This window comes from Stutzerimonas kunmingensis, from assembly GCF_900114065.1.
Lineage (GTDB): Bacteria > Pseudomonadota > Gammaproteobacteria > Pseudomonadales > Pseudomonadaceae > Stutzerimonas > Stutzerimonas kunmingensis.
This window is the reverse complement of record NZ_FORS01000007.1, coordinates 102,050-123,012: the sequence shown is the minus strand read 5'-3', so window position 1 is coordinate 123,012 and position 20,963 is coordinate 102,050. Positions and strand designations below refer to the sequence as shown.

Genomic DNA, 20,963 nt, shown 5'->3' with positions numbered 1-20,963 from the left:
ATCCGGCCAGTTAAGGTCTTCAGTGCGTCGATTGCTCTGTAGAGTTTTCCCCAGCGTCCGCGGTATCCGCGGACGCCGCCTTCCACCCACCCCCCAACGCCACATACAACGCCACCTGCGCCGTCGCCAGCGCGCTCCGGCCTTCCAGCGCCCGCTGGCGGGCCTGTAGCGCACCGCGCTGAGCGTCCAGTACCTCGCTCAGGTTCGCCTCACCCAGCTCGTAGCTGCGCTGCGCCAGCCGATGCGCCCGTTCACGGTGCTCGCGGGTGCGGTTGAGGGATGCGTGCCTGCGCTGCTGACCGGCCATTCTCGTCAGGCCCCGTTCGACTTCCTCCAGGGCTTGGGCCAGCGCCTGTTCGAAGGCGACATAGGCGGTCTCGCCCTCGGCATCGGCGAGGTCGATGGCGGCGCCGCGGCGAGGATAGTCGAGCAATGGCAGGCCGAACGTCGCGCCGACCCGGGCGAAGTTCGAGGCGCCGGATATCGCGTCTCCCAGAGCGAAGCCGGAGCGGCCCACCGCGGCCTGCACCGCCAGCTTGGGGAACAGATCGCGGCGGGCGGCCAGCGATTGCAGCTCGGCGGCGTCCAGCCGTGCGGCTTCGGCGATAAGATCCGGGCGGCGGCGCAGCAGGTCGATGGGCTGGCCCGGGGCGATGCGCTGCTCGGCCAGTGGCACCGGCGCGCTGGCGGCGAGACGTGCAGCGGTGCTGCCCGGCGGCTCGGCGAGCAGGGTGTCCAGCGCCAGCTGCGCTTCGGCCAGGTGAATGTCCAGCTCGTCCAGATCGGCTTCCAGCGACGCCCGCTCGGCGGATGTGGCTTCGACGTCCAGCCGGGTCACTTCGCCGGCGTGGAACAGCAGCCCGGCGATACGCTCCAGTTCGCGCGCCACTTCGATGCCTTCGACCAGCAAGGCGCGCTGGCCCTGCAATGCGCGCAGCTGCAGATAGCCCTGGGCTGTATTTGAGGCCACGGCCAGCCGTGCGGCGATCGTTTGCGCTTCGGCTGAGCGCAGTTGCTGGGCGGCACTGTCACGTCGCGCACGGGTGGCGCCGAACAGGTCCAGCTCCCAGGTCGCCTGCAGCGCCAGCTCCCAGGTATCGAAGCTGATCACGTCGTCGTCGGGGATGAAGTCGGCCAGCGGGCTGTCGGGTTCGGCTTCCTGATCGTTCTCGTTCCACTGGCGGCTGGCCGAACCAGGCAGATCGAAGCTCGGCAGCAGGCCGGCGCGCGACTGGCGCAGCTGGGCTCGCGCTGCGGTGACGCGCGCCATCGCCAGGCGTACATCGTGGTTCTGCTGCATGGCGCGGCTAACCAGCGCGGTGAGCTGCGGGTCATCGAACTGGCGCCACCAGGCAGCCAATGTCTCGGCATCCGCCGCGTGGCTGCCGGCGGCACTGAACCAGGCCTCCGGCAGCTGAGGTTCGGCGTGCTGCGGTGCGCTGGAGCAGGCGCCCAGGGCCAGAACGAGCAGCAGTGGGACGGCCAGAGGCTTGGCGCTCATGCGGTTTCCTCCTGGCGCACTTTCATGAACAGCAGGTACAGGCACGGCACCGCGAGCAAGGTCAGCAGCGTGGCGAAGCCCAGGCCGCCCATGATGGTCACCGCCATGTTGGCGAAGAACGGATCGAACAGCAGCGGCACCATGCCCAGCACCGTGGTGCCGGCGGCCATCATCACCGGTCGCAGGCGCGACGCTGAGGCTTCGATGATGGCGGTCAGGCGCGGTACTTCGTCGGCGATCTGGCGGTCGATCTCGTCCACCAGCACCACGGCATTCTTGATCAGCATGCCGGTCAGGCTGAGCAGGCCGAGCAACGCCATGAAGCCGAATGCCTGACCGGTAAGCAGCAGGCCGAAACTCACCCCGCAAATGGCCATGGGCACCACCAGCCAGATCATCAGCGGCTGGCGCACCCGGGCAAACAGCAACACGGTGACCAGCACCATCGCCAGGTAGGGCACTGCCAGCGTGCTGGCCAGCGCCTGCTGGGCCTCGGAGGACTGTTCGTAATCGCCGCCCCACTTGAGGCTGTAGTTGACTGGCAGCTCGATGCCCTCGATCAGCGGGCGAATGCGCTGGTGTGCCTTGTTGGTGTTCTCGCCATCGCGCGGCTCGGCGCGAATGGAGATGGTGCGCTCGCGGTCGTAGCGCACGATGATGCTGTCCTCGCTGATCGGCTCGATGCCATCGGCGACCTGCGCCAGCGGCACGTAGCCGGTGCCGGCGGGGCTCCAGATCAGCCGTTGCAGCAGGTCGTCGCTGCCGACACGGTCCTCCGGCGCGGCACGCAGTAATACCGGGATCAGTTCGTCGCGCTCGCGCAGCAGGCTGACCCGCTGGCCCTCGCTACCGGCGGCCAGGGCGCGCGCCACCGCCTGGCGCGTCAGCCCGGCGTCGGCAAGGCGATCCAGCGCCAGTTGCGGGCGCAGCACCAGCACCGGCTGACGCCAGTCGTCGCGCACGTTGAACACCTTGCCCTCATCCTGCAGCCGCTTGCGACCCTCGGCGGAGATCGCGCGCAGCACCTCGATATCCGGGCCGCTGATGCGCGCTTCCAGCTTGGCCTCGGCATTGGGGCCGAACATGAACTGCGCGGCCGAGACGTCGGCCGAGGGGTAGCGTTGCGGCAATTCCTGGTTGATCTGCCGCACCAGGCCGTCGATCAGCTCGGCATCCTCGGTGCGCACGAGGAAGTGCATCAGCGACGAGTTCGGCTGCTCCGGCATGTAGGTCAGCATGAAGCGCGAGGCACCGGCGCCGATGAAGCTGGACACGCCGCTGACGCCTTCCATCTCGGCGAGGTACTCCTCGACGTCGCTCGCGATGCGTGCGGTATCGCGGATGTGCGTGCCCTGGGGCAGGAACAGGTTGACGTAGAACAGCGGTGTGCTCGACGGCGGGAAGAAGCTCTGCGGCAGGCGGGTGAAGATCACTGCGCTGAGCACCGTCAGCACCACCAGCACGCCGATGGTCAGCCACGGCCGATGCAGCACGCCACCGGCCAGCCGCCGATAACGGTTGTACCAGGGGCCGTTGTAGGCCGCGTCCGGGTCCTCGTCGGTCTTGGCATTGCGCAGCAGGTAATGGCCGAACAGCGGCACCAGCAGCAGCGCCAGCAGCCAGCTGAGCAGCAGCGACACGGCGATGACGAAGAACAGCGAGAAGAGGAATTCGCCGGTGGTGTCCTGGGACAGGCCGATGCCGGCGAAGGCGAGGATGCCGATGATGGTGGCGCCGAGCAGCGGCCACTGCGTCTGTTGCAGCGTTTCCTGGGAGGCTTCGAGGATGCTCTTGCCCTGGCGCTGGCGCACCAGCATGCCGTCACAGACCACCACCGCGTTGTCGACCAGCATGCCCATGGCGATGATCAGTGCGCCGAGGGAAATCCGCTCCAACTCGATGCCCGCCAGCCACATCACCAGCAGCGTGCCGAGCACGGTGAGAAACAGCACCGCGCCAATGATGATGCCGGCGCGCAGACCCATGGCGATGCACAGCACGCCGACCACGATGGCCACCGAGAGGAACACGTTGAGCGCGAAGCTGTTCACCGACTCATCGACGATCTGGTGCTGCTCGTACAGCGGATGCAGTTCGGCGCCCAGCGGCATGCGGTGCTCGTTGGCCTGCAGGACCGCTTCGACGCTATGCCCGACCTCGACGATATTCGCCCCGGATACCCCGCTGATGCCGAGCGTTAAAGCCTGCTGGCCGTTGTGGCGGATGATCTGTTGTGGCCGCTCGGCGTATTCCCGCGAGAGCTTCGCGATGGCGCCCAGTTCGACCCGCTGCGGGCCCTGGCCGACTGGCAGCGCCCGCAACTCGTCGAGGGAATCGAAGGCGCCGCTGGGGCGCAGGCGTACGAAAAAGTCGCCGGCACCGACCCCGCCGGCATCGACGGCAGCATCGGTATCGGCCAGCGCCGCGGCGATCTCGTCGGGGGCGACGCCCAGTGCGGCCAGCTGCGCCTGATCGACCTCCACCAGAATGCGCTCTTCCTGTACCCCAGCGATCTCCACTTTGCCGACGCCATCTGCAGTGAGCAGGGCGCGGCGCAGGTCCTTGGCGGTTTCGTGCAGTTCCTTGAGCGTCAGGCCGTCACCGGTCAGGGCGTAGAAGATGCCGTAAACATCACCGAAATCGTCATTCACCATCGGCGGTTCTATGCCCGGCGGCAGGTCGCCCTGGGCATCGTCGATCTTGTTACGCAGCTCGTCCCAGATCTGCGGCAGCGCATCGCCGTCGTAGCGATCCTGCATCTCCACGCGTATCTCGGCGATGCCCGGCATTGAGCGCGAGCGAATCTCCTTGATCTGCGACATCTGCTGGATGGCGCTCTCCAGCGGCTCGGTTACCTGCTGCTCGACCTCCAGCGCCGTGGCGCCGGGGTATTGCACATTGACGATGGCCTGCTTGATGGTGAACTCAGGGTCTTCCAGGCGACCGATCTCGAAGAAGGCGAGGGTGCCGCCGAACAGACAGATCAGTACCAGAATCCAGATGTTGACCGGGCGGGTGATGGCGTAGCGGGCGAAATCCATCGGCTCAGTTCCGCTCCTTCGCTTCGATCGGTTGATCGTCGTGCAGCTTGCTGCCGCCAGCGACGATGATCGGCAGCTGCGCCTGCAGGCCCTCGCCACGGATCAGTGCCTGATCGCCTTCAACCTGCTGCAGGTCCACGGCCAGCCGCCGCGCGCGGCCATCGTCGGCCTGCCAGATGAAATGCTGACCGTCGCTGCCGGTCTGCAGCGCCGACAACGGCAGGCGAAAGGCGTCGCGGGTCGTCTGCGGCTGCGCCGGACGTTCGATGCTGACGCGCATGGCCATGCCTGGCAGCAGATTGAAATCCTCCGGTGGCTCACCCTGCAGCACCAGACGGTAGGTGCGCGCGCCTTCGCGTGGCTGAGTGCTGTGCTCCTTGTAGCGCAGCGGCAGACGCAGATCGGCGATCACCAGTTCAGCCTCGGCCTGCAGCTCGGGCCCGAGCGGGATGCTCAGCGCTGCGCTTTCCGGCAGGTCGACGCTGACTTCGATATGGCGGTTGTCCTGCATCTCGAATACCGGCGTGCCTACCGCGACCACCATGTCCGGCTCGGCCAGGCGGCGCGCCACCACGCCATCGAACGGCGCGTTCAGCGTGCTGTGATCGAGGTCGCGCTGGGCGCTGTCGCGCGCCACCCGTGCGGCCACGGTGTTGGCTTGCAGCGCTTCGATGGCGGCGGGGGCGAGAATGCCCTCGGCGAGCAGCGTGCGCTTGCGCGCCAGATCCGCTTCCAGTTGACGCAGGCGTGCCTCGGCTTCGCGCATCTGCAGGCGATAGTCGGTGCGATCCAGCTGTGCCAGCGCCTGCCCGCGGCGCACCCGCGTGCCTTCGTCGACCAGGATGCGCTCGATACGCCCGGCCACCTCGAATGACAGTTGCGTGGAGGTCACGCTCTGCACCACGCCGGAGAAGCGTAGCGCCTCGGCTTTCGGCTCGGCCGCCTGCAACGGCTCGACCAGGGCCACCCGTGGCGGCACGGGTGCCGGCTCGGCTTCCGAGGAGCAACCACCGAGCAGCGGCAGCGCACAGACGATGACCGTCAACCAGGCACGGGACACTGGGAATGCTCGCGTCGACGTCATCGGGGCTCCTGTCTGATCGGCGTTGCGGGCGCGCTGGCACCCGTTGGGACTGACAGTAGAGCCCCGCGTCTGCGCAGGAGTTCGCCGACAATGCGCGCACAAGCATGTGACCGGGCGGTCGACTTCTGCCGAGGCTCTGCCACACTCAAGGGGGCGCGGCTGCGGCTCTGCAGCGCTTGACCGTCGTGAACTCAGCGGGGATGCTTGCCCGCTGTTGAAGGCGCATCACTCATGGGGAATACGCAATGCAAGGCCAGGCACCGGTAATCGACTATCTGAAGGAGCTGTTGCGCGGCGAACTGGCGGCGCGCGATCAGTATTTCCTGCATTCGCGGATGTACGCCGACTGGGGCTTCAGCAAGCTCTACGAGCGTATCAATCACGAGATGGAAGAAGAGACGCAGCACGCCGATGCACTGTTGCAGCGCATCCTCTTTCTCGAAGGCACCCCGGACATGACGCCGGAGCCGATCAATCCGGGGCACACTGTGCCGGACATGCTGCGCAACGATCTGGCGCTGGAGTACAAGGTGCGCGCCGCGCTGGCCCAGGGCATCGCGCTGGCCGAACAGCACGGCGACTACCCGACCCGCGACATGCTGGCGCTGCAGCTGCACGACACCGAGGAAGACCACGCCTACTGGCTGGAGCAGCAGCTCGGCCTGATCGACCGCATCGGTCTGCAGAATTACCTGCAATCCCAGGCCAGCTGAGCCTTCCACCGCGCGAGGCAGGGCCTGCCTCGCGAGGTTCCGTCAGAGCCGGAAGCGGCTCACCATCGACTGCAACTGACCGCCCAGACGGGCCAGCTCGGTGCTCGACGCCGCGGTTTCCTCGCTGGCGGCGGCGGTCTGTTCCGACACATCGCGCACGTTCACCACGCTGCGGCTGATCTCCTCGGCCACCGCGCTCTGCTCCTCGGCGGCCGCGGCGATCTGCTGGTTCATCGCCTGGATGTTCGACACGGTGCGGGTGATGCTGCCCAGCGACGCGCCGGCACGGCGCGCCAGCTCGACGCCGCTGTCGGTCAGGTCGCGGCTGGTGTGCATGATCGAGGCAACCTGCTGGGTGCCGTTCTGTAGCGCGGCGACCAGCCCTTCGATTTCCTCGGTGGACTTCTGCGTACGCTGCGCCAGGCCGCGGACCTCGTCGGCGACCACGGCGAATCCGCGTCCGGCCTCGCCGGCACGGGCGGCTTCGATGGCGGCGTTGAGCGCCAGCAGGTTGGTCTGCTCGGCCACCGCCCGAATCACGTTCATCACGCTGCCGATCTTGTCGCTCTCTTGCTGCAGTGCGGTCATCGCCTCGGTGGAGCGCACCACGGCGCTGGCCATGCGTTCGATCTGGGTGACCACCTCGGTGACCACGCGATCGCCTTCCCGGGCTTCGCCGTCCGCCTCGGTGGCGGCCAGCGCGGCCTGTTCGGCATTGCGCGCGACTTCCTGAACGGTCGCCGACATCTCGTGCATGGCGGTGGCGACCTGATCGGTTTCTTCCTTCTGGCTGTTCACGCCGGCGCTGGTCTGCTGGGTGACGGCCGAGAGCTCCTCGGCGGCGGCGCTGATCTGGCTGACACCATCGCGGATGCCGCCGATCAGCTCGCGCAGGGTCGAGCCCATCTGCTGGATGCCGCGCTGCAGCACGCCCAGCTCGTCGCGGCGCTGAACCTGTGCGGTGGCGCTGAGGTCGCCGGAGGCGATGCGCTCGACGTCGGCCAGGGTGGCACGCAGCGGCAGGATGATCTGCCGGGTGATCAGCCAGGCGGCCAGCATGCCCAGCACCAGGGCCAGCAGCGCGCTGACGATCAGGCGCGTGCGTGCTGCGGCGCTTTCCACGTCGAGCTGGTCGAGCTGGAACTGGTAGAGCGAGTCGCTGATACGGACGATTTCCTTCTGCTGGTCGGTCATCTCCTGGCGCGCCTTGGCGATTGCCTGGGTGGCCTTCTCCAGCGCCTCGATGGCGCTGCGGTACTCGCCGAGCACCGTGCGCATCTGCTGCAGCGCCGCGCCGCTGTCGGCGTCCAGTGCGCCGGCATGACGGCCGAGGGTGGCCTGCGCGGCGTCGAGCTGGGCGTAGATCGCCTTCGCCGCCTCGGCACCCGGGCTGCTCATGTAGACGCGCAGCAGGTACTGCGCACGCTGCACGTCGTCTTCGATCTGGGTGATCGCCTGGAATTGTGCGAAACGGCCCTCGTCATAGTCCGAGAGCTGCAGCACCTGACGGTTCACGCCAGCCATCAGCTCGCTCAGACGGCCTGCGGCCTGGTCGATGATCTGCCGCGAGGCGTTGGCCTGGGCATAGGCCTTGCGCATGTCGTTCAGCGAATTCTGATACTGCGCGTTGTAGCCGGCCTGCTCCTTGAGCTGGGCGACGTTGACCGGGTTCTTGAAGGTCTCCAGCAGCTTGGTCTGCTGGGCGAGGTAAATGCCCAGGTTCTTGTCCAGACGCTCGGTGGATTCGTTGTCACCATTGGCCAGCATGAATTGCAGGCGGGCGATACGCAGGTCGGTCAGCGTCTTGTTCAGCAATGAGATCTCGGTCATCCAGCCGCTGCGCTGGATGACACTGCCGAGGCTGCCCCAGCCGTTCCAGGCGAGGATGAGGGTCAAGACCAGCACGGCACCGAAGCCCAGTGTGAGCTTCCTGCTGACGCCGATGTTTGCAAACCAGTTGTTCATGTCATTCCAATCAGATGAATAGTTCGATCCGAGCGGGTGCCTTGCCGGCGGCCCGCGGGTGTCTTCGGGCCCTCTTTCGGCCGCGAGCATACGAACTTGAATGTAAATCGAGGAATGGTCGCAGCGAATCCTGGAGCAGGGGGCGCGGGCCGGGGCGGCCCGCGTTGGCATCAGCCTTTGCCAGGCGCAGTGATTGGGGAGGGGCGGGATGACGGGGCGCTGCAGCAGCCGCTTTCGATGCCCTGCAGGATCGGGCAGTCCGGGCGATCATCGCCCTGGCAGTGGTCGACCAGCTCCTGCAGGGTGTCGCGCAGGCCGACCAGCTCGGCGATCTTGCGGTTCAGCTCGTCGATGTGCGCGCCGGCCAGGGCTTTCACGTCGGCGCTGGCGCGCTGACGGTCCTGCCACAGCGCCAGCAGCTTGCCGACCTCCTCCAGCGAGAAACCCAGGTCACGGGCGCGGCGGATGAAGGCCAGCTGATGCAGGTCGCGCTCGTTGTAGTGGCGATAGCCATTGGCGCCACGCCCGGCCGGCGTGAGCAGGCCGATGGATTCGTAGTAGCGGATCATCTTCGCCGTGAGGCCACTGTGCTTGGCTGCCTGACCAATGTTCATGGCGTGCTCCCGATCATTCTTCCGGCTTCCAGGAACGCAGCAGCAGGGCGTTGCTCACCACGCTGACGCTCGACAGGGCCATCGCCGCGCCAGCCACCACCGGGCTGAGAAAGCCGAAGGCGGCGAGCGGAATGCCCACCAGGTTGTAGATGAAGGCCCAGAACAGGTTCTGCTGGATCTTGCGGTAGGTGCGCCGGCTGATTTCCAGCGCCGCCGGTACCAGCCGCGGATCGCCGCGCATCAGGGTGATGCCGGCGGCATGCATGGCCACATCGGTACCGCCACCCATGGCGATGCCGACATCCGCTGCGGCCAGGGCCGGGGCATCGTTGATGCCGTCGCCGACCATCGCCACCACGGCGCCGCCTTTCTTCAGCTCCGCCACGGTGGCGGCCTTGTCCGCTGGCAGCACCTCGGCATGCACGTCATCGATGTGCAGCGCTTCGGCCACCACCCGCGCGCTGCCACGGTTGTCGCCGGTGATCAGGTGGCTGCGGATATGCCGCGCCGCGAGCCCGGCAATCGCTGCTGCGGCGCCGTCCTTGAGGCTGTCACCAAAAGCGAACAGGCCGAGGATACGCGGCTCGGGCGCATGCTCCACCAGCCAGGAGAGGGTGCGACCCTCGGCTTCCCAGCGCTGGGCGGTTTCCAGCAGCTCGCCCGGCTGCAGGCCGTACTCTTCGAGCATGCGCCGGTTGCCCAGCGCCAGCTGCTGACCATCCAGCGTTCCGGCGATGCCGCGGCCGCTCAGGGCCTGGCTCTTCTGTACATCCGGCACGGCGATGCCGTCGGCTTCGCAGCGCTCCAGCACGGCGCGCGCCAGCGGGTGTTCGCTGCCCCGCTGCAGGGCGCCGGCCAGGCGCAGTATCCGCGCTTCGTCGCCGTCCACGGCATGCAGGTGGATGATCTGCGGCTTGCCCGAGGTGAGCGTGCCGGTCTTGTCGAAGGCCACGGCCGTGACCGCATGGGCGACTTCCAGCGCCTCGGCGTCCTTGATCAGGATGCCGTGGCGCGCGGCCACGCCGGTGCCGGCCATGATCGCCGCCGGCGTGGCCAGACCCAGGGCGCAGGGGCAGGCGATGACCAGCACGGCCACGGCGTTGATCAGCGCGACCTCGACCGGGGCGCCAGTCAGCAGCCAGCCGATCAGGGTGAACACGGCGATCACCAGTACCGCCGGGACGAACACCTGGCTGACCTTGTCCACCAGCTTCTGGATCGGCGCCTTGGCTGCCTGGGCGTCTTCCACCAGGCGGATGATCCGCGCCAGCACGGTCTCGCCACCGAGCGCAGTGGTGCGCACCAGCAGCCTGCCCTCGCCATTGATCGCGCCGCCGGTGATGCGGTCGCCTGGCGCCTTGTTCACTGGCAGGCTTTCGCCACTGATCAGCGCTTCGTCGGCCTGGCTCTCGCCCTCGACCACTTCACCGTCCACCGGGAAACGCTCGCCTGGCTTGACCATCACCAGGTCTTCCAGGCGCAGCGCGGCGATGGCGACATCTTCCTCGCGGCCGTCGACTACCCGCGTCGCGCGGTCTGGGCGCAAGGCTTCGAGCGCACGAATGGCGGCGCTGGTCTGGCGCTTGGCGCGGCTTTCCAGGTATTTGCCGAGCAGCACCAGGGCGATCACCACCGCCGAGGCCTCGAAATACAGGTGCGGCATCTGCCCGGCCGGCGTCGCCCACCATTGATAGAGGCTCAGACCGTAACCCGCGCTGGTGCCGATGGCGACCAGCAGGTCCATGTTGCCGGCGCCAGCACGCACCGCCTTCCAGCCAGCCATGTAGAAGCGTGCGCCGAGGATAAACTGTACTGGGGTGGCGAGCAGGAACTGGATCCACGCTGGCAGCATCCAGTGCTGCCCGAACAGTTCGCCGAACATCGGCAGCACCAGCGGTGCGGCCAGCAACAGGGCGGCGATCACCGCCCAGCGTTCACGCTGCAGGCGCCGCTCGGCATCTTCTTCGGGGCGCTGCTGGTCGCCGGCGCTTGCCTTGTAGCCTGCGGCCTCGACCGCCTGGATCAGCACGGCGGGGTCCGGCGTACCGATCACCTCGACATGCGCACGCTCGCTGGCCAGGTTCACCGCGGCGCTGCGCACGCCTGGCACCTTGAGCAGGGCGCGTTCGACCCGGCCGACGCAGCTGGCGCAGGTCATGCCCTCGATGTTCAGCTCGATGCTCTGCAGCGGTACGCCGTAGCCGGCCTTTTCCACGGCCTCGATCAGCGTCGCCACACCCAGGTCATCGCCTTCGATACGCACCTGTTCGTTGGCCAGGTTGACGTTGGCCGCGGCGACGCCCGGCACCTTGAGCAGGGCCCGCTCGACGCGGCCGGCGCAGCTGGCGCAGGTCATACCGCTGACCGGCAGCGTATGGGTGGCGCTGGACATGGCAGTGACTCCTCGGATTGCGATGGCTGCAGGATCGACCTTAACCCTATGGCAAGGTCAACACCATGATCTGCGACAGCAGGTGCCTTGACCTTGCCCGGGTGGCAAGGTCGAGAATCGGCGCCTTCAGCAGACGAGGAGAGCGACGATGCAAGTATTCAACGTGAGCGGAATGACCTGCAGCCACTGCGAGCGTGCGGTAACCCAGGCCATCCAGGCGCTGGACCCGCAGGCGCAGGTGCAGGTGGACCTGGCGGCCGGAACGGTGCAGGTCCAGAGCAGCGCCAGCGAGCAGGCGATTCGCCAGGCGATCAGCGAAGAGGGTTACCAGGTGAGCTGATCGCTCACGCGGCAGGCTGGTCGGGATCGTCCGGCCAGTCGCGGACCAGGCCGCGGAACAGCGGGTCGATCAGCGCCCTGGTATCGACCTCTGGCGCGAACAGTTCGGTGTCGCGCGTCCAGTCGGTGAACAGTCCGACCACCAGGGCGTGCAGCGACAGCGCGGCGAGCCGCGGCGTGACGCCGGGGCGCAGGCAGGTCGAGGCGTTGCGCAGCAGGTTTTCGCACAGATCGATGAACTGGTTGATGAAGGCGTGGTGACGTTCCTCGGCTTCACGCAGTTCATCGGTGAATTCGCACTTGTGCAGCAGGATGGTGAAGATCCGGCGCTTCTGCTCGTTGCTGGCCAGGGTGCTGATAGCCTCGACCGTCAGGTTGCGCAGGGCGATCAGTGCCTGTAGCGGCTGCTGCTGATCGCAGCTGCACAGGCGCTCGGTCATCTGCTCCGGTGGCAGGCGAATCTGGTTGAGCATTTCGTGGAACAGGTGCGCCTTGTTCTGAAAATGCCAGTACACCGCGCCGCGCGTCACACCGGCGTCACGGGCGATCTGGTCGAGGCTGGTGTGGGCCACCCCCTTGTCCAGAAACAGCCGCTCGGCAGACGCGAGGATGGCGATACGAGTTTTTTCGGCTTCTTCTTTGGTTCGGCGCATGGGCAGATTCAGGCAGATGACGGCTGCTTCGGGCGTCCAGCAGCGATGGAGGGCGGCCAGTGTAACGGCGCATCTCGTCGTGATGCATGTTTACAATCGGCGGTGTATGTAACAGCATCTTGCACGCCGGTGCAAATTCCCGGGCACGGTCGAGGTCCCAACAACTCACCCGGCCACGTCTTCTTTCCAGCTTGCGAGCCTCTGATGTCCCTGCGGATTCTTCTCATACTGGGCGCGCTCAGCGCGTTCGGTCCCCTGGCGATCGACATGTACCTGCCGGCGTTCCCCTTGCTGGCGGAGTCGTTCGGCACCAGTGTCGATCACGTGCAGCTTTCGCTGGCGGCCTATTTCGTCGGCCTGGCCATCGGTCAGCTGGTCTACGGGCCGTTGGCCGATCGCTATGGGCGGCGCGGGCCGCTGCTGGTCGGTGTGACACTGTTCACCCTGGCATCGCTGGCCAGCGCCTTTGCGCCGTCCATGGACTGGCTGATCGGCGTGCGTTTCGTCCAGGCGCTCGGTGGCTGTGCCGGCATGGTGGTAGCGCGTGCCGTGGTGCGTGACCTGTGCGACCCGATGACCAGCGCCAAGGTGTTCTCGCAGCTGATGCTGGTGATGGGCCTGGCGCCTATCCTCGCGCCGGTGGCGGGCGGCGCGTTGCTGGCGTCGTTCGGCTGGCCGTCGATCTTCATCCTGCTGACGCTGTTCAGCGCGATGTGCCTGGTGGCGGTCACGCTCTGGCTGCCGGAAACCTATCCTGCCGGGCTGCCGCGTCAGCCGATGTCCGGTGCGCTCGGGCAGTATCTGCGGCTGTTCCGTGATCGCTTCTTCATCGGCCACGTGCTGACCGGTGCGCTGTGCATGGCCGGCATGTTCGCCTACATCACCGGCTCGCCGTTCGTCTTCATCGAACTGTATGGCGTCAAACCCGAGCATTTCGGCTGGCTGTTCGGCGTCAATGCGGCGGGTTTCATCCTGATGGCGCAGGTCAACGTGCGGCTGGTGCGCTGGCGCGGGCCGGAGTTCTGGGTGCGGCGCTGGGTGTGGTTCTTCTTCGGCAGTGCGCTGGCGTTGTTGGCAGTGGCGGCGGCACAGCCCGACTCGCTCTGGCCGTTGCTGATTCCGCTGTTCTGCTGCGTGTCCTGTCTCGGTTGCCTGCTGCCGAACGCCACGGCCTGCGCCATGGCCGACCAGCGCGCCAATGCCGGCAGCGCCTCGGCCTTGCTCGGCAGCATGCAGTTCACCATTGCCGCCATCGCCGCTTCCGCGGTGGGGGTTTTGCACAATGGCACCGCAGTGCCCTTGGCGGCGATCATCAGCCTGTGCGGCCTGCTGGCAACGATCGTCGCCTACACCACGGCGCGCGCCAGTACGGAATGACTGTCAGGCGCTGAGTGGCAGGGGATGCGGCGCCTGCAGGCGACGGTGCAGGGTTTCGACGAAGGCGCGCGCCTCGGCTTCGCTGCGAAAGGTGACTTTCTGCCGGTCGAGGCACACCTGCCAGGCGCTGTCGGGTGACGGCGTCAGCGGGCGGACGAGAATGTGCATGGCGATCTCCTCGTGTGTGGGTCGCCGCACAGTCTAGGCGCAGCCATGGCTCGCGCGGCGAGCCATGGTGTCGCAGGTCGGCCGGGCGCCGACGAATGGCTCAATAGGCCAGCCGTGCGTCCAGACTGTTTTGCGCCAGGCGGCGGGCCTGCTCCTCGGTCATGCCCAGGCTCTCGTGCAGCGCGATGAAGTTCTCCGTCACATAGCCGCCGAAGTAGGCCGGGTCATCGGAATTCACCGTGACCTTCACGCCCTGCTCCAGCAGGTCGAGGATGTTGTGCTGGCGCATGTCGTCGAACACCTTGAGCTTGGTGTTGGACAGCGGGCAGACGGTCAGCGGAATCTGTTCCTCGATTAGCCGGGCGATCAGCTTCGGATCTTCGGCCGCACGCACGCCGTGGTCGATACGGCTGACCTTGAGCAGATCCAGTGCCTGCCAGATGTACTCGGGCGGGCCTTCCTCGCCGGCATGGGCAACGGTGAGGAAGCCTTCGGCACGCGCCTTGTCGAACACGCGCTGGAACTTGCTCGGCGGGTGGCCGACTTCGGAGCTGTCGAGGCCGACTGCAAAGAACGCTTTGCGATAGGGCAGCGCCTGTTCCAGGGTTTTGAAGGCTTCCTCTTCCGGCAGATGACGCAGGAAGCTGAGGATCAGCCCGCTGCTGATGCCCAGCAGCTCACGGCCATCGGCCAGCGCCGCGCTGATGCCGTTGAGCGCGGCCTCGAACGGCACGCCGCGGTCGGTGTGGGTCTGCGGGTCGAAGAAGGGCTCGGTATGCACCACGTTCTGCTCTTCGCACTTCTGCAGGTAGGCCCAGGTCAGGTCGTAGAAATCCTGCTCGGTGCGCAGCACGTCGGCGCCGGCATAGTAGAGATCGAGGAATTCCTGCAGGTTGCCGAAGTTGTAGGCGCTGCGCAGTGCCTCCACGTCGTTCCAGTGCAGGGCGATCTTGTTGCGCTCGGCCAGGCGGAACATCAGTTCGGGTTCCAGCGAGCCCTCCAGGTGCAGGTGGAGTTCGGCCTTGGGCAGATTGTTGAGCCAGTCGTGCATCGCGAAATTCTCGTCTTTCGGGTGTGCGGGCATTCTATCGGTGGGTTGGAGCAACTGATATGCCAGATGACCAGTTTGTCCCGCCTAGCAATTCTGGATGACAGCCGAATGACCGGTTCATTGCGGCTAGCGCGATTTGGCGATTAATTGACCAGCGGTCTGCAGCCCAGATCTGACGGGCGCTGGCGCGGTTGTTCCCAACGTTATCCACAAAGTTCTCCACTCAATTCGGGCATAACCTCGAGCTGGCAGAACGCGATTGATAGCAAAACGTCAGTAGCCGACTGATCAGTCAAAAAACACAGTAATTCAAGCGCTTAACGCACCCCGTTGGGGCGCGTACGGCTGATTGATCAAAAATTGTGCAGTTTTCCCGGACGCCCGCCGGGAGCGCTTTCCAGGCGGCCATACAATTGTTATCCACAATTGCGTCCACAGTATTTGTGGGCAACGACGCGTCTAGTCCATGGCTTCCAGCTGACTGCGCCCTCGGGTGATATCAGCGAGCAATCTCTCCAGCGGCTGCAGCTGAGCGGCGGGAAGGGCAATCTCCAGGGTCGCGCCTTCGGCATCGAAATGTTCGGCTTCCAGCAGCGCCTCGAATTCCGCCAGGCGTGCCTTGAACAGCGCCAGCTCGGCGAAGCGGCAATGACAGCGACAGCGCGAGCGCGACACCAGCTCGCTGCGTTCGCCGGCCTGCAGGCACTTCGCCGTGGTGCCGCCATAGGCACGGGCCAGGCCGCCAGTGCCGAGCTTGATGCCGCCGAACCAGCGGATCACCACCACCGCGACCCGGTCGAAGTCCTGCCCTTCGATGGCGGTGAGCATCGGCCGACCCGCCGTGCCGCCGGGCTCGCCGTCGTCGCTGAAACGGTACTGGTTGCCGATCTTCCACGCCCAGCAGCTGTGGGTCGCCGTGGGATCGCTGACCGCCTGGACGAACGCCTGCGCTTCCTCCGGGCTTTGCACCGGTGCGGCCTTGGCCAGGAAGCGGCTTTTGCTGATGACTTCCAGCAATTCGCAGGGCGCGGACAGGGTGAAGGGCATGGCAGTTACGGCGTCGGTGATGGTTTGCGGGGCGGCCATTGTAGCGGCGCCGCCGCGGCTGCGCTGCGTCGTCCTGCAAGAGGCCATCCGGCGAATGGATTGAACTTCGACAGACCGTCCAACCCCTATCTAGTAGGGTGCGGTTGCGCGCATGGCCTGGAGAAGGCCCCGCCGTACCGCATTTCGCTGGCACATCGGATGGAGGACATTCCATGCTCAATTCCAGTTACCAGTCATGTATCCAGGCCTGTTCCAATTGCGCACTGGTCTGCGAGACCTGCGCGGCATCCTGCTTGCGCGAGGACGACGTGAAGATGATGGCGCGCTGCATCGAACTCGATCGTGACTGCGCCGACATGTGTGCGATCGCAGCAGTGCTGATGACCCGCGACAGTGCCTATGCCAAAGCCTTCTGCAAGCTCTGCGCGCAGGTCTGTCGCGATTGCGCCGAGGAGTGCGGCAAGCACAAGCACGACCATTGCCAGGCCTGCGCCGAGGCCTGTCGCAAGTGCGCTGAAGAGTGCGAAAAGATGGCAGCCTGATCGGTCGCCGATTCGGAGGGCCGCAGCTGCGGCCCTTTTGCTTCAGCTCAGCCAGTCCAGCGTCAGGATCAGACGGCGCTCAGCCGTTGTCGCCTGCGGCGAGCGATGAATGATCCCGGCGCCTTCGTTACCCAGCCATTTCTCCCCCTTGAACAACGCCACGTCGCCAACCCCGAGCTGCTGGATGGCAGCCGGATCAGTCGGTTCGGCTGTCGGATCGCCCAGGCGCCGACGCTGCATGCCGCCCTCCTGAAGCCATTCGCTACCTGCGCCGGCGTAGGTGGTGATCAGCCGCAGCGGTACGTGATCGACGTGAAAGCGCGGGCACATGGGTTTGTCCAGCACGCGCAGGCGCAGGCCGATACGCCGCGCGTCGACCAGGCAGCTGAACGCCCGCACCAGCCAGGCCACGTCGGCGACGAAACCGGCATGGCCGGCAAGGTCCCGATAGGCCGCCGCCAGGGTTGGCAGTTGCAGCTCACCGTCGCCGGGCGGTTCGAGGGTCAGCGATTCCGCCAATGGCTCGCCCAGTGCCAGGAGAGTTTCGGCGAACTCGGCAATATGCAGCGGCAGCTGGCGCTGCCATACGCTGAGGTTGACGCCATCGTTCAGCGCTTCGCCGAGTACTGCCGGGGAGTCGCCCAGCAACTGGCGCGGCTGTGAGCGGATGATCTGCTGCGCCAGCATCAGGCGACCTGCTCGTGCCAGGGGCCGAACGGGTCCGGCAGGCGCAGCCAGCCGGTGACGCCCACGGCCCACTCGCTGTCGTTCAGCAGGCAGGCGTCGAGTTCGCGGCGCAGCTGGTCGAAGTTGATGTTCTGCCCGATGAAGACCAGCTCCTGGCGGCAGTCGCCGAACTCGCCGCGGGACTTGGCCAGAATTGCCGTGCGGCTTTCGCTGTCGCTCGGCCAGGCCGATTCAGGGGTGAAGTGCCACCAGCGGCCGGCATAGTCGTAGCGCATCAGCCCACCGGCTTGGGACCAACTGCCTGCTTCCTCTGGCCGGGTGGCCAGCCAGAAAAAGCCTTTGGAGCGCAGCAGGCGGCCGTTGCTCCACTCGCGGTTGAGGAAGTTGTAGAAGCGTTGCGGGTGGAACGGCCGGCGCGCCAGGTAGGCGGTCGAGGCGATGCCATATTCTTCGGTTTCCGGCACATGCTCGCCGCGCATTTCCTTGAGCCAGCCCGGCGCCTGGGCGGCGCGTTCGAAGTCGAAACGGCCGGTGTCGAGGATTCGGTCGAGCGGCACCTGGCCCATGCTCATCGGCAGGATCTCGGCGTGGGTGTTGAGGCGACCGAGAATGGCGGTCAGCTCTTCGCGCTCGGTGGCGGAAATCAGGTCGATCTTGCTGATCAGGATGACGTCGGCGAACTCCACCTGCTCGATCAGCAACTCGGTGACCGAGCGCGCGTCGTCCTCACCAAGGGTTTCGCCGCGGTTGGCGAGGCTCTCGGCCTCCTGGAAGTCGCGGAGGAAGTTAACCCCGTCGACCACCGTGACCATGGTATCCAGCCGTGCCAGATCGGCCAGGCTCTGGCCCTGCTCGTCGCGGAAGGTGAAGGTTTCGGCCACTGGCAGCGGTTCGGAAATCCCGGTGGACTCGATCAACAGGTAGTCGAAGCGGCCCTCACGGGCGAGCTTGCCGACTTCCTCGAGCAGGTCTTCGCGCAGGGTGCAGCAGATGCAGCCGTTGCTCATCTCGACCAGCTTTTCCTCGGCGCGATTGAGGCTGACGCCGCGCTGCACCTCGTTGCCGTCGATGTTGATCTCGCTCATGTCGTTGACGATCACCGCGACGCGGCGGCCTTCGCGGTTCTTCAGGATGTGGTTGAGCAACGTGCTCTTGCCGGCACCGAGGAAGCCGGACAGGACGGTAACGGGGAGGCGGTTCATGGCGGTCTCTCAGGCGGATCGTTGGTGTTTTTCGCGCTGTTCCTGGCGTTGTTTCGCCTCGATCGACAGCGTCGTGGTGGGGCGCAGCAACAGGCGCTGCAGGCCGATGGGTTCGCCGGTTTCGGCGCACCAGCCGTACTCGCCGCGAGCGATGGCATCCAGCGCGGCGTCGATCTTGTCGAGCAGCTTTTTCTCCCGCTCCAGCACGCGCAGCTGCCAGTGACGCTGTTCCTCGGCGCTGCCGATGTCAGCGGGATCGCTGCTCGGCTCCTGTTCGCGCAGCGCCTGGAATTCCTCCTCGATGCGCGCCTGCAGCTCGGCACGCTGGCGCAAAAGCAGGTCGCGGAAGAAGGCCTGCTGGTCGGCGTTCATGTACGCCTCGGCGGGCTGGGCGAGTAGTTCGGCTTCGGTCATCGGGAGGCACGTGTCGGAAATAATGTGAGAGTTATAACATAACAATTATGTTCGTGATGCAAGCGCTGTTTGCGTGTCGAGCGGCGCACCGGTGAGCGCGTTGTTCCGAGGCAAAGAAAAAGCCCGCGGCGCGGATCGCGCGGCGGGCTCGGGTGTTGATGGGCGCTGGGCGTCAGACGGTGCCGGGCAGCCCGTGGTAGTTGCGGCCGAAGTACACCAGCACATCGCTGCTGTCGCGGCGGTACACGGCGAGCACTTCGCAGTAGAGGATGTCGTGGGTGCCGACGCTGGCGCTGTGGCTGATGCGGCAGTCGAACGACACCGTGGCGCCGTCGAGCAGCGGCGCGCCGGTCACGCCGGTGCTCCACTGTGCTGCGGCGAAGCGTTCTGCCATGGGCGTCTTGCCGCCGAACAGGTTGGACAAGTCCCGCTGTGCGCCGGCCAGGGTGTTCACGCACAGCTGCCCGTTGGCGGTGACGATGGGATGTGCCGATGCGCTGCGGTTCAGGCACACCAGCAGCGTCGGTGGTTCGTCGGTGACGCTGCACACCGCGGTGGCGGTGAAGCCGGCGCGGCCGCTGGGGCCGTCGGTGGTGATGATGTTGACCGCCGCGGCCAGCCGCGCCATGGCATCACGATAATCCTCACGAATCACTGGAGCGCTGAATTGACTGGTGGTTTCGCATTGAGCCAGTTGCATGATCGGTTCTCCATCAGGCGAGGACGCAGGCGCGGTCGAAGGGCAGGCGTGGCAGGCGGTCGCGCAGCTTGCTGGCGTCGCCGTAGCCGAGGTTGATCAGCAGGTTTGATTTCCAGCTCGTACCGGCGAAGAAGGCCTCGTCCAGTGCCTTGCCGTCGAAGCCGGACATCGGTCCGCAATCGAGCCCCAAAGCGCGGGCGGCGAGGATCAGGTAGCCGGCCTGCAGCGAGCTGTTGCGCAGCGCGTTCTCGGTGATCAGTGCCGGCTGGCCGGCGTACCAGCTGCGCGCGTCGGCGAAGGGAAACAGCTCCGGCAGGGTCTCCGGGAAGTCCTCGTCATAGGCGACGATCACCGTCACCGGCGCGGCCAGGGTCTTGTCCAGGTTGCCCTTGGACAGGCAGGGCGCCAGCTTCTGCTTGCCCTCGGCGCTGCGCACGAAGACGAAGCGCGCCGGGCAGCTGTTGACTGCGGTGGGGCCGAGGCGGACGTGCTCGTAGAGCTGTTCGAGCAGGGCGTCGGGCACTGGCTTGTCCAGCCAGGCGCTGTGGGTGCGGGCCTCGCTGAACAGCGTGGCGAGGGCATTCGAGTCGATGGGGGCGTGCATGTTCGGGTCCTCAGGCTGCTGCGACCTGGCCGCATTGCTTGGCAAGATGGTCCAGCAGGATCTGGTTGAAGGGTTCGCTGTCGCTGACGCTGGACGCGTGGCCACCGTAGTTCAGCAACGCCAGTTGGGCATTGGGCAGGACGTCAGCCAGGTGCTGCGAACGCTGACAGGGCACCAGCATGTCGTCGCGGTTGGCGATCAGCAGGGTCGGGGTGGTGATGCGCGGCAGCTCGGCCTCGATATCGAAGGCCAGCAGTGCCTCAATGCGCCGCACCAGATTCATCGTCGGCGGAAAGTGCGCCAGTGCATGGGCATCGTCGCGTGCCAGTCGCTCGCTGTTGGCCGCGATCCAGTCGGCCGGGTAGAGGAACAGCGCCTGCGCCTGCACATAGGCCGCCGGGCCGCTGTCGTGCAACAGCTTCAGGCGCACTGCGAAACAGCGGGCGCTGTGCGGGTTGGGGCTGCTCCAGGCATTGATCGGCACCAGGCTCTGCAACAACTGCGGCCGCAGCAGGGCGATCTGCAAGCCGACCAGCCCACCGAGGGCATGGCCGATGAAGTGGCAGCGGCGGATGCCCAGGGTGTCCAGCAGCTCCAGTAACTCCACTGCCATGGACTCGATGGAATAGCCCGCCGGCAGGTTCGCCGGGCTCTTGTTGGTCCCCAGCTGATCGTAGACCAGCACCCGGTAGTCCTGGGTCAGCGCCGGCAGCTGCGGCGTCCAGAAGGCAGCTGCGCCGCCGAGGCCGGAACTGAGCACCAGGGTCGGTGCATCCGGCTCCATGCGGCCATGAAGTTCGTAGTGCATGTCACTCCCTCCGTGCAGTCGATCAGCGGGCCGCCGGCGCGCCGGCTGGCCCGCTCCGGCA

General features: G+C 66.4%; 20 protein-coding genes. 4 read left to right on the top strand and 16 right to left on the bottom strand.

Annotated features, from left to right (window positions below; all coding sequences use genetic code 11):
* Positions 1–19 precede the first annotated feature (19 nt).
* The 3 genes from BM275_RS16795 to BM275_RS16785 are packed head-to-tail and all read right to left on the bottom strand — an operon-like array spanning position 20 to position 5,626.
* The gene (locus BM275_RS16795) at positions 20–1,501 is read right to left on the bottom strand and encodes an efflux transporter outer membrane subunit (protein ID WP_090522447.1); all 1,482 of its coding nucleotides are present in this window, start codon (positions 1,499–1,501) and stop codon (positions 20–22) included.
* The gene (locus BM275_RS16790) at positions 1,498–4,542 is read right to left on the bottom strand and encodes an efflux RND transporter permease subunit (RefSeq protein ID WP_041015980.1); all 3,045 of its coding nucleotides are present in this window, start codon (positions 4,540–4,542) and stop codon (positions 1,498–1,500) included. The genes BM275_RS16795 and BM275_RS16790 overlap by 4 nt, the downstream gene beginning before the upstream one ends.
* A gap of 4 nt (positions 4,543–4,546) precedes the next feature.
* On the bottom strand, positions 4,547–5,626 hold the full coding sequence (locus BM275_RS16785) for an efflux RND transporter periplasmic adaptor subunit (RefSeq protein WP_041015981.1): 1,080 nt from the start codon (positions 5,624–5,626) through the stop codon (positions 4,547–4,549).
* Positions 5,627–5,871: 245 nt separating this feature from the next.
* On the opposite strand from BM275_RS16785, the gene bfr reads away from it, so the two are divergent.
* On the top strand, positions 5,872–6,339 hold the full coding sequence (gene bfr / locus BM275_RS16780) for a bacterioferritin (RefSeq protein ID WP_014819086.1): 468 nt from the start codon (positions 5,872–5,874) through the stop codon (positions 6,337–6,339).
* Between the two features lie 42 nt (positions 6,340–6,381).
* Here the strand turns inward: bfr and BM275_RS16775 are convergent, their stop codons facing one another.
* From BM275_RS16775 to BM275_RS16765, 3 genes are all read right to left on the bottom strand, one after another.
* Positions 6,382–8,304: a methyl-accepting chemotaxis protein gene (locus tag BM275_RS16775; protein ID WP_023447154.1), complete on the bottom strand. Its 1,923-nt coding sequence runs from the start codon at positions 8,302–8,304 to the stop codon at positions 6,382–6,384.
* Positions 8,305–8,474: 170 nt separating this feature from the next.
* A complete protein-coding gene (gene cueR, locus BM275_RS16770) occupies positions 8,475–8,918 on the bottom strand; it encodes a Cu(I)-responsive transcriptional regulator (RefSeq protein WP_014819088.1) in 444 nt (147 codons plus the stop codon).
* 13 nt (positions 8,919–8,931) lie between these two features.
* Positions 8,932–11,310 carry a heavy metal translocating P-type ATPase gene (locus tag BM275_RS16765; RefSeq protein WP_090522445.1) on the bottom strand — a complete coding sequence of 793 codons (2,379 nt, stop codon included), beginning with the start codon at positions 11,308–11,310 and terminating at the stop codon, positions 8,932–8,934.
* 148 nt (positions 11,311–11,458) lie between these two features.
* Between BM275_RS16765 and BM275_RS16760 the strand changes: the two genes are divergently transcribed.
* Complete coding sequence (locus tag BM275_RS16760; RefSeq protein ID WP_014819090.1) at positions 11,459–11,650, top strand: heavy-metal-associated domain-containing protein; 192 nt, start codon at positions 11,459–11,461, stop codon at positions 11,648–11,650.
* Positions 11,651–11,654: 4 nt separating this feature from the next.
* Here BM275_RS16760 and BM275_RS16755 read toward each other — a convergent pair whose 3' ends face one another.
* On the bottom strand, positions 11,655–12,302 hold the full coding sequence (locus tag BM275_RS16755; RefSeq protein ID WP_023447151.1) for a TetR family transcriptional regulator: 648 nt from the start codon (positions 12,300–12,302) through the stop codon (positions 11,655–11,657).
* A 204-nt stretch (positions 12,303–12,506) separates the two neighbouring features.
* Here BM275_RS16755 and BM275_RS16750 point away from each other — a divergent pair, with 204 nt between their 5' ends.
* Positions 12,507–13,679: a Bcr/CflA family multidrug efflux MFS transporter gene (locus BM275_RS16750; RefSeq protein WP_090522444.1), complete on the top strand. Its 1,173-nt coding sequence runs from the start codon at positions 12,507–12,509 to the stop codon at positions 13,677–13,679.
* 3 nt (positions 13,680–13,682) lie between these two features.
* On the opposite strand, the gene BM275_RS22290 is transcribed toward BM275_RS16750, so the two are convergent.
* The 3 genes from BM275_RS22290 to BM275_RS16740 form a co-directional block, all read right to left on the bottom strand.
* The gene (locus BM275_RS22290; protein ID WP_014819093.1) at positions 13,683–13,847 is read right to left on the bottom strand and encodes a hypothetical protein; all 165 of its coding nucleotides are present in this window, start codon (positions 13,845–13,847) and stop codon (positions 13,683–13,685) included.
* 100 nt (positions 13,848–13,947) lie between these two features.
* On the bottom strand, positions 13,948–14,898 hold the full coding sequence (locus BM275_RS16745) for an adenosine deaminase (protein ID WP_090522442.1): 951 nt from the start codon (positions 14,896–14,898) through the stop codon (positions 13,948–13,950).
* Between the two features lie 459 nt (positions 14,899–15,357).
* On the bottom strand, positions 15,358–15,945 hold the full coding sequence (locus BM275_RS16740; protein ID WP_041016077.1) for an IMPACT family protein: 588 nt from the start codon (positions 15,943–15,945) through the stop codon (positions 15,358–15,360).
* A 212-nt stretch (positions 15,946–16,157) separates the two neighbouring features.
* On the opposite strand from BM275_RS16740, the gene BM275_RS16735 reads away from it, so the two are divergent.
* The gene (locus tag BM275_RS16735) at positions 16,158–16,487 is read left to right on the top strand and encodes a four-helix bundle copper-binding protein (RefSeq protein WP_023447147.1); all 330 of its coding nucleotides are present in this window, start codon (positions 16,158–16,160) and stop codon (positions 16,485–16,487) included.
* Between the two features lie 42 nt (positions 16,488–16,529).
* Here the strand turns inward: BM275_RS16735 and BM275_RS16730 are convergent, their stop codons facing one another.
* The 6 genes from BM275_RS16730 to rutD form a co-directional block, all read right to left on the bottom strand.
* Positions 16,530–17,174, bottom strand: coding sequence for a DUF1826 domain-containing protein (locus BM275_RS16730; RefSeq protein WP_090522440.1), 645 nt, complete (start codon positions 17,172–17,174; stop codon positions 16,530–16,532).
* The gene (gene zigA, locus BM275_RS16725) at positions 17,174–18,376 is read right to left on the bottom strand and encodes a zinc metallochaperone GTPase ZigA (protein ID WP_090522438.1); all 1,203 of its coding nucleotides are present in this window, start codon (positions 18,374–18,376) and stop codon (positions 17,174–17,176) included. The genes BM275_RS16730 and zigA overlap by 1 nt, the downstream gene beginning before the upstream one ends.
* A gap of 9 nt (positions 18,377–18,385) precedes the next feature.
* A complete protein-coding gene (gene dksA, locus BM275_RS16720; protein WP_090522436.1) occupies positions 18,386–18,790 on the bottom strand; it encodes an RNA polymerase-binding protein DksA in 405 nt (134 codons plus the stop codon).
* Positions 18,791–18,962: 172 nt separating this feature from the next.
* Complete coding sequence (gene rutF, locus BM275_RS16715) at positions 18,963–19,490, bottom strand: NADH-dependent FMN reductase RutF (protein WP_090522434.1); 528 nt, start codon at positions 19,488–19,490, stop codon at positions 18,963–18,965.
* A 13-nt stretch (positions 19,491–19,503) separates the two neighbouring features.
* The gene (locus BM275_RS16710) at positions 19,504–20,094 is read right to left on the bottom strand and encodes a malonic semialdehyde reductase (RefSeq protein WP_090522432.1); all 591 of its coding nucleotides are present in this window, start codon (positions 20,092–20,094) and stop codon (positions 19,504–19,506) included.
* 10 nt (positions 20,095–20,104) lie between these two features.
* Positions 20,105–20,902, bottom strand: a complete 798-nt coding sequence (gene rutD / locus BM275_RS16705) for a pyrimidine utilization protein D (protein ID WP_090522430.1) — start codon at positions 20,900–20,902, stop codon at positions 20,105–20,107.
* Positions 20,903–20,963 lie beyond the last annotated feature (61 nt).

Bases quoted from the DNA above. Each gene is read 5' to 3' on its own strand.
- BM275_RS16795 (WP_090522447.1), bottom strand. From the start codon at position 1,501: ATGAGCGCCAAGCCTCTGGCCGTCCCACTGCTGCTCGTTCTGGCCCTG.
- BM275_RS16790 (WP_041015980.1), bottom strand. From the start codon at position 4,542: ATGGATTTCGCCCGCTACGCCATCACCCGCCCGGTCAACATCTGGATT.
- BM275_RS16785 (WP_041015981.1), bottom strand. From the start codon at position 5,626: ATGACGTCGACGCGAGCATTCCCAGTGTCCCGTGCCTGGTTGACGGTC.
- bfr (WP_014819086.1), top strand. From the start codon at position 5,872: ATGCAAGGCCAGGCACCGGTAATCGACTATCTGAAGGAGCTGTTGCGC.
- BM275_RS16775 (WP_023447154.1), bottom strand. From the start codon at position 8,304: ATGAACAACTGGTTTGCAAACATCGGCGTCAGCAGGAAGCTCACACTG.
- cueR (WP_014819088.1), bottom strand. From the start codon at position 8,918: ATGAACATTGGTCAGGCAGCCAAGCACAGTGGCCTCACGGCGAAGATG.
- BM275_RS16765 (WP_090522445.1), bottom strand. From the start codon at position 11,310: ATGTCCAGCGCCACCCATACGCTGCCGGTCAGCGGTATGACCTGCGCC.
- BM275_RS16760 (WP_014819090.1), top strand. From the start codon at position 11,459: ATGCAAGTATTCAACGTGAGCGGAATGACCTGCAGCCACTGCGAGCGT.
- BM275_RS16755 (WP_023447151.1), bottom strand. From the start codon at position 12,302: ATGCGCCGAACCAAAGAAGAAGCCGAAAAAACTCGTATCGCCATCCTC.
- BM275_RS16750 (WP_090522444.1), top strand. From the start codon at position 12,507: ATGTCCCTGCGGATTCTTCTCATACTGGGCGCGCTCAGCGCGTTCGGT.
- BM275_RS22290 (WP_014819093.1), bottom strand. From the start codon at position 13,847: ATGCACATTCTCGTCCGCCCGCTGACGCCGTCACCCGACAGCGCCTGG.
- BM275_RS16745 (WP_090522442.1), bottom strand. From the start codon at position 14,898: ATGCACGACTGGCTCAACAATCTGCCCAAGGCCGAACTCCACCTGCAC.
- BM275_RS16740 (WP_041016077.1), bottom strand. From the start codon at position 15,945: ATGCCCTTCACCCTGTCCGCGCCCTGCGAATTGCTGGAAGTCATCAGC.
- BM275_RS16735 (WP_023447147.1), top strand. From the start codon at position 16,158: ATGCTCAATTCCAGTTACCAGTCATGTATCCAGGCCTGTTCCAATTGC.
- BM275_RS16730 (WP_090522440.1), bottom strand. From the start codon at position 17,174: ATGCTGGCGCAGCAGATCATCCGCTCACAGCCGCGCCAGTTGCTGGGC.
- zigA (WP_090522438.1), bottom strand. From the start codon at position 18,376: ATGAACCGCCTCCCCGTTACCGTCCTGTCCGGCTTCCTCGGTGCCGGC.
- dksA (WP_090522436.1), bottom strand. From the start codon at position 18,790: ATGACCGAAGCCGAACTACTCGCCCAGCCCGCCGAGGCGTACATGAAC.
- rutF (WP_090522434.1), bottom strand. From the start codon at position 19,490: ATGCAACTGGCTCAATGCGAAACCACCAGTCAATTCAGCGCTCCAGTG.
- BM275_RS16710 (WP_090522432.1), bottom strand. From the start codon at position 20,094: ATGCACGCCCCCATCGACTCGAATGCCCTCGCCACGCTGTTCAGCGAG.
- rutD (WP_090522430.1), bottom strand. From the start codon at position 20,902: ATGCACTACGAACTTCATGGCCGCATGGAGCCGGATGCACCGACCCTG.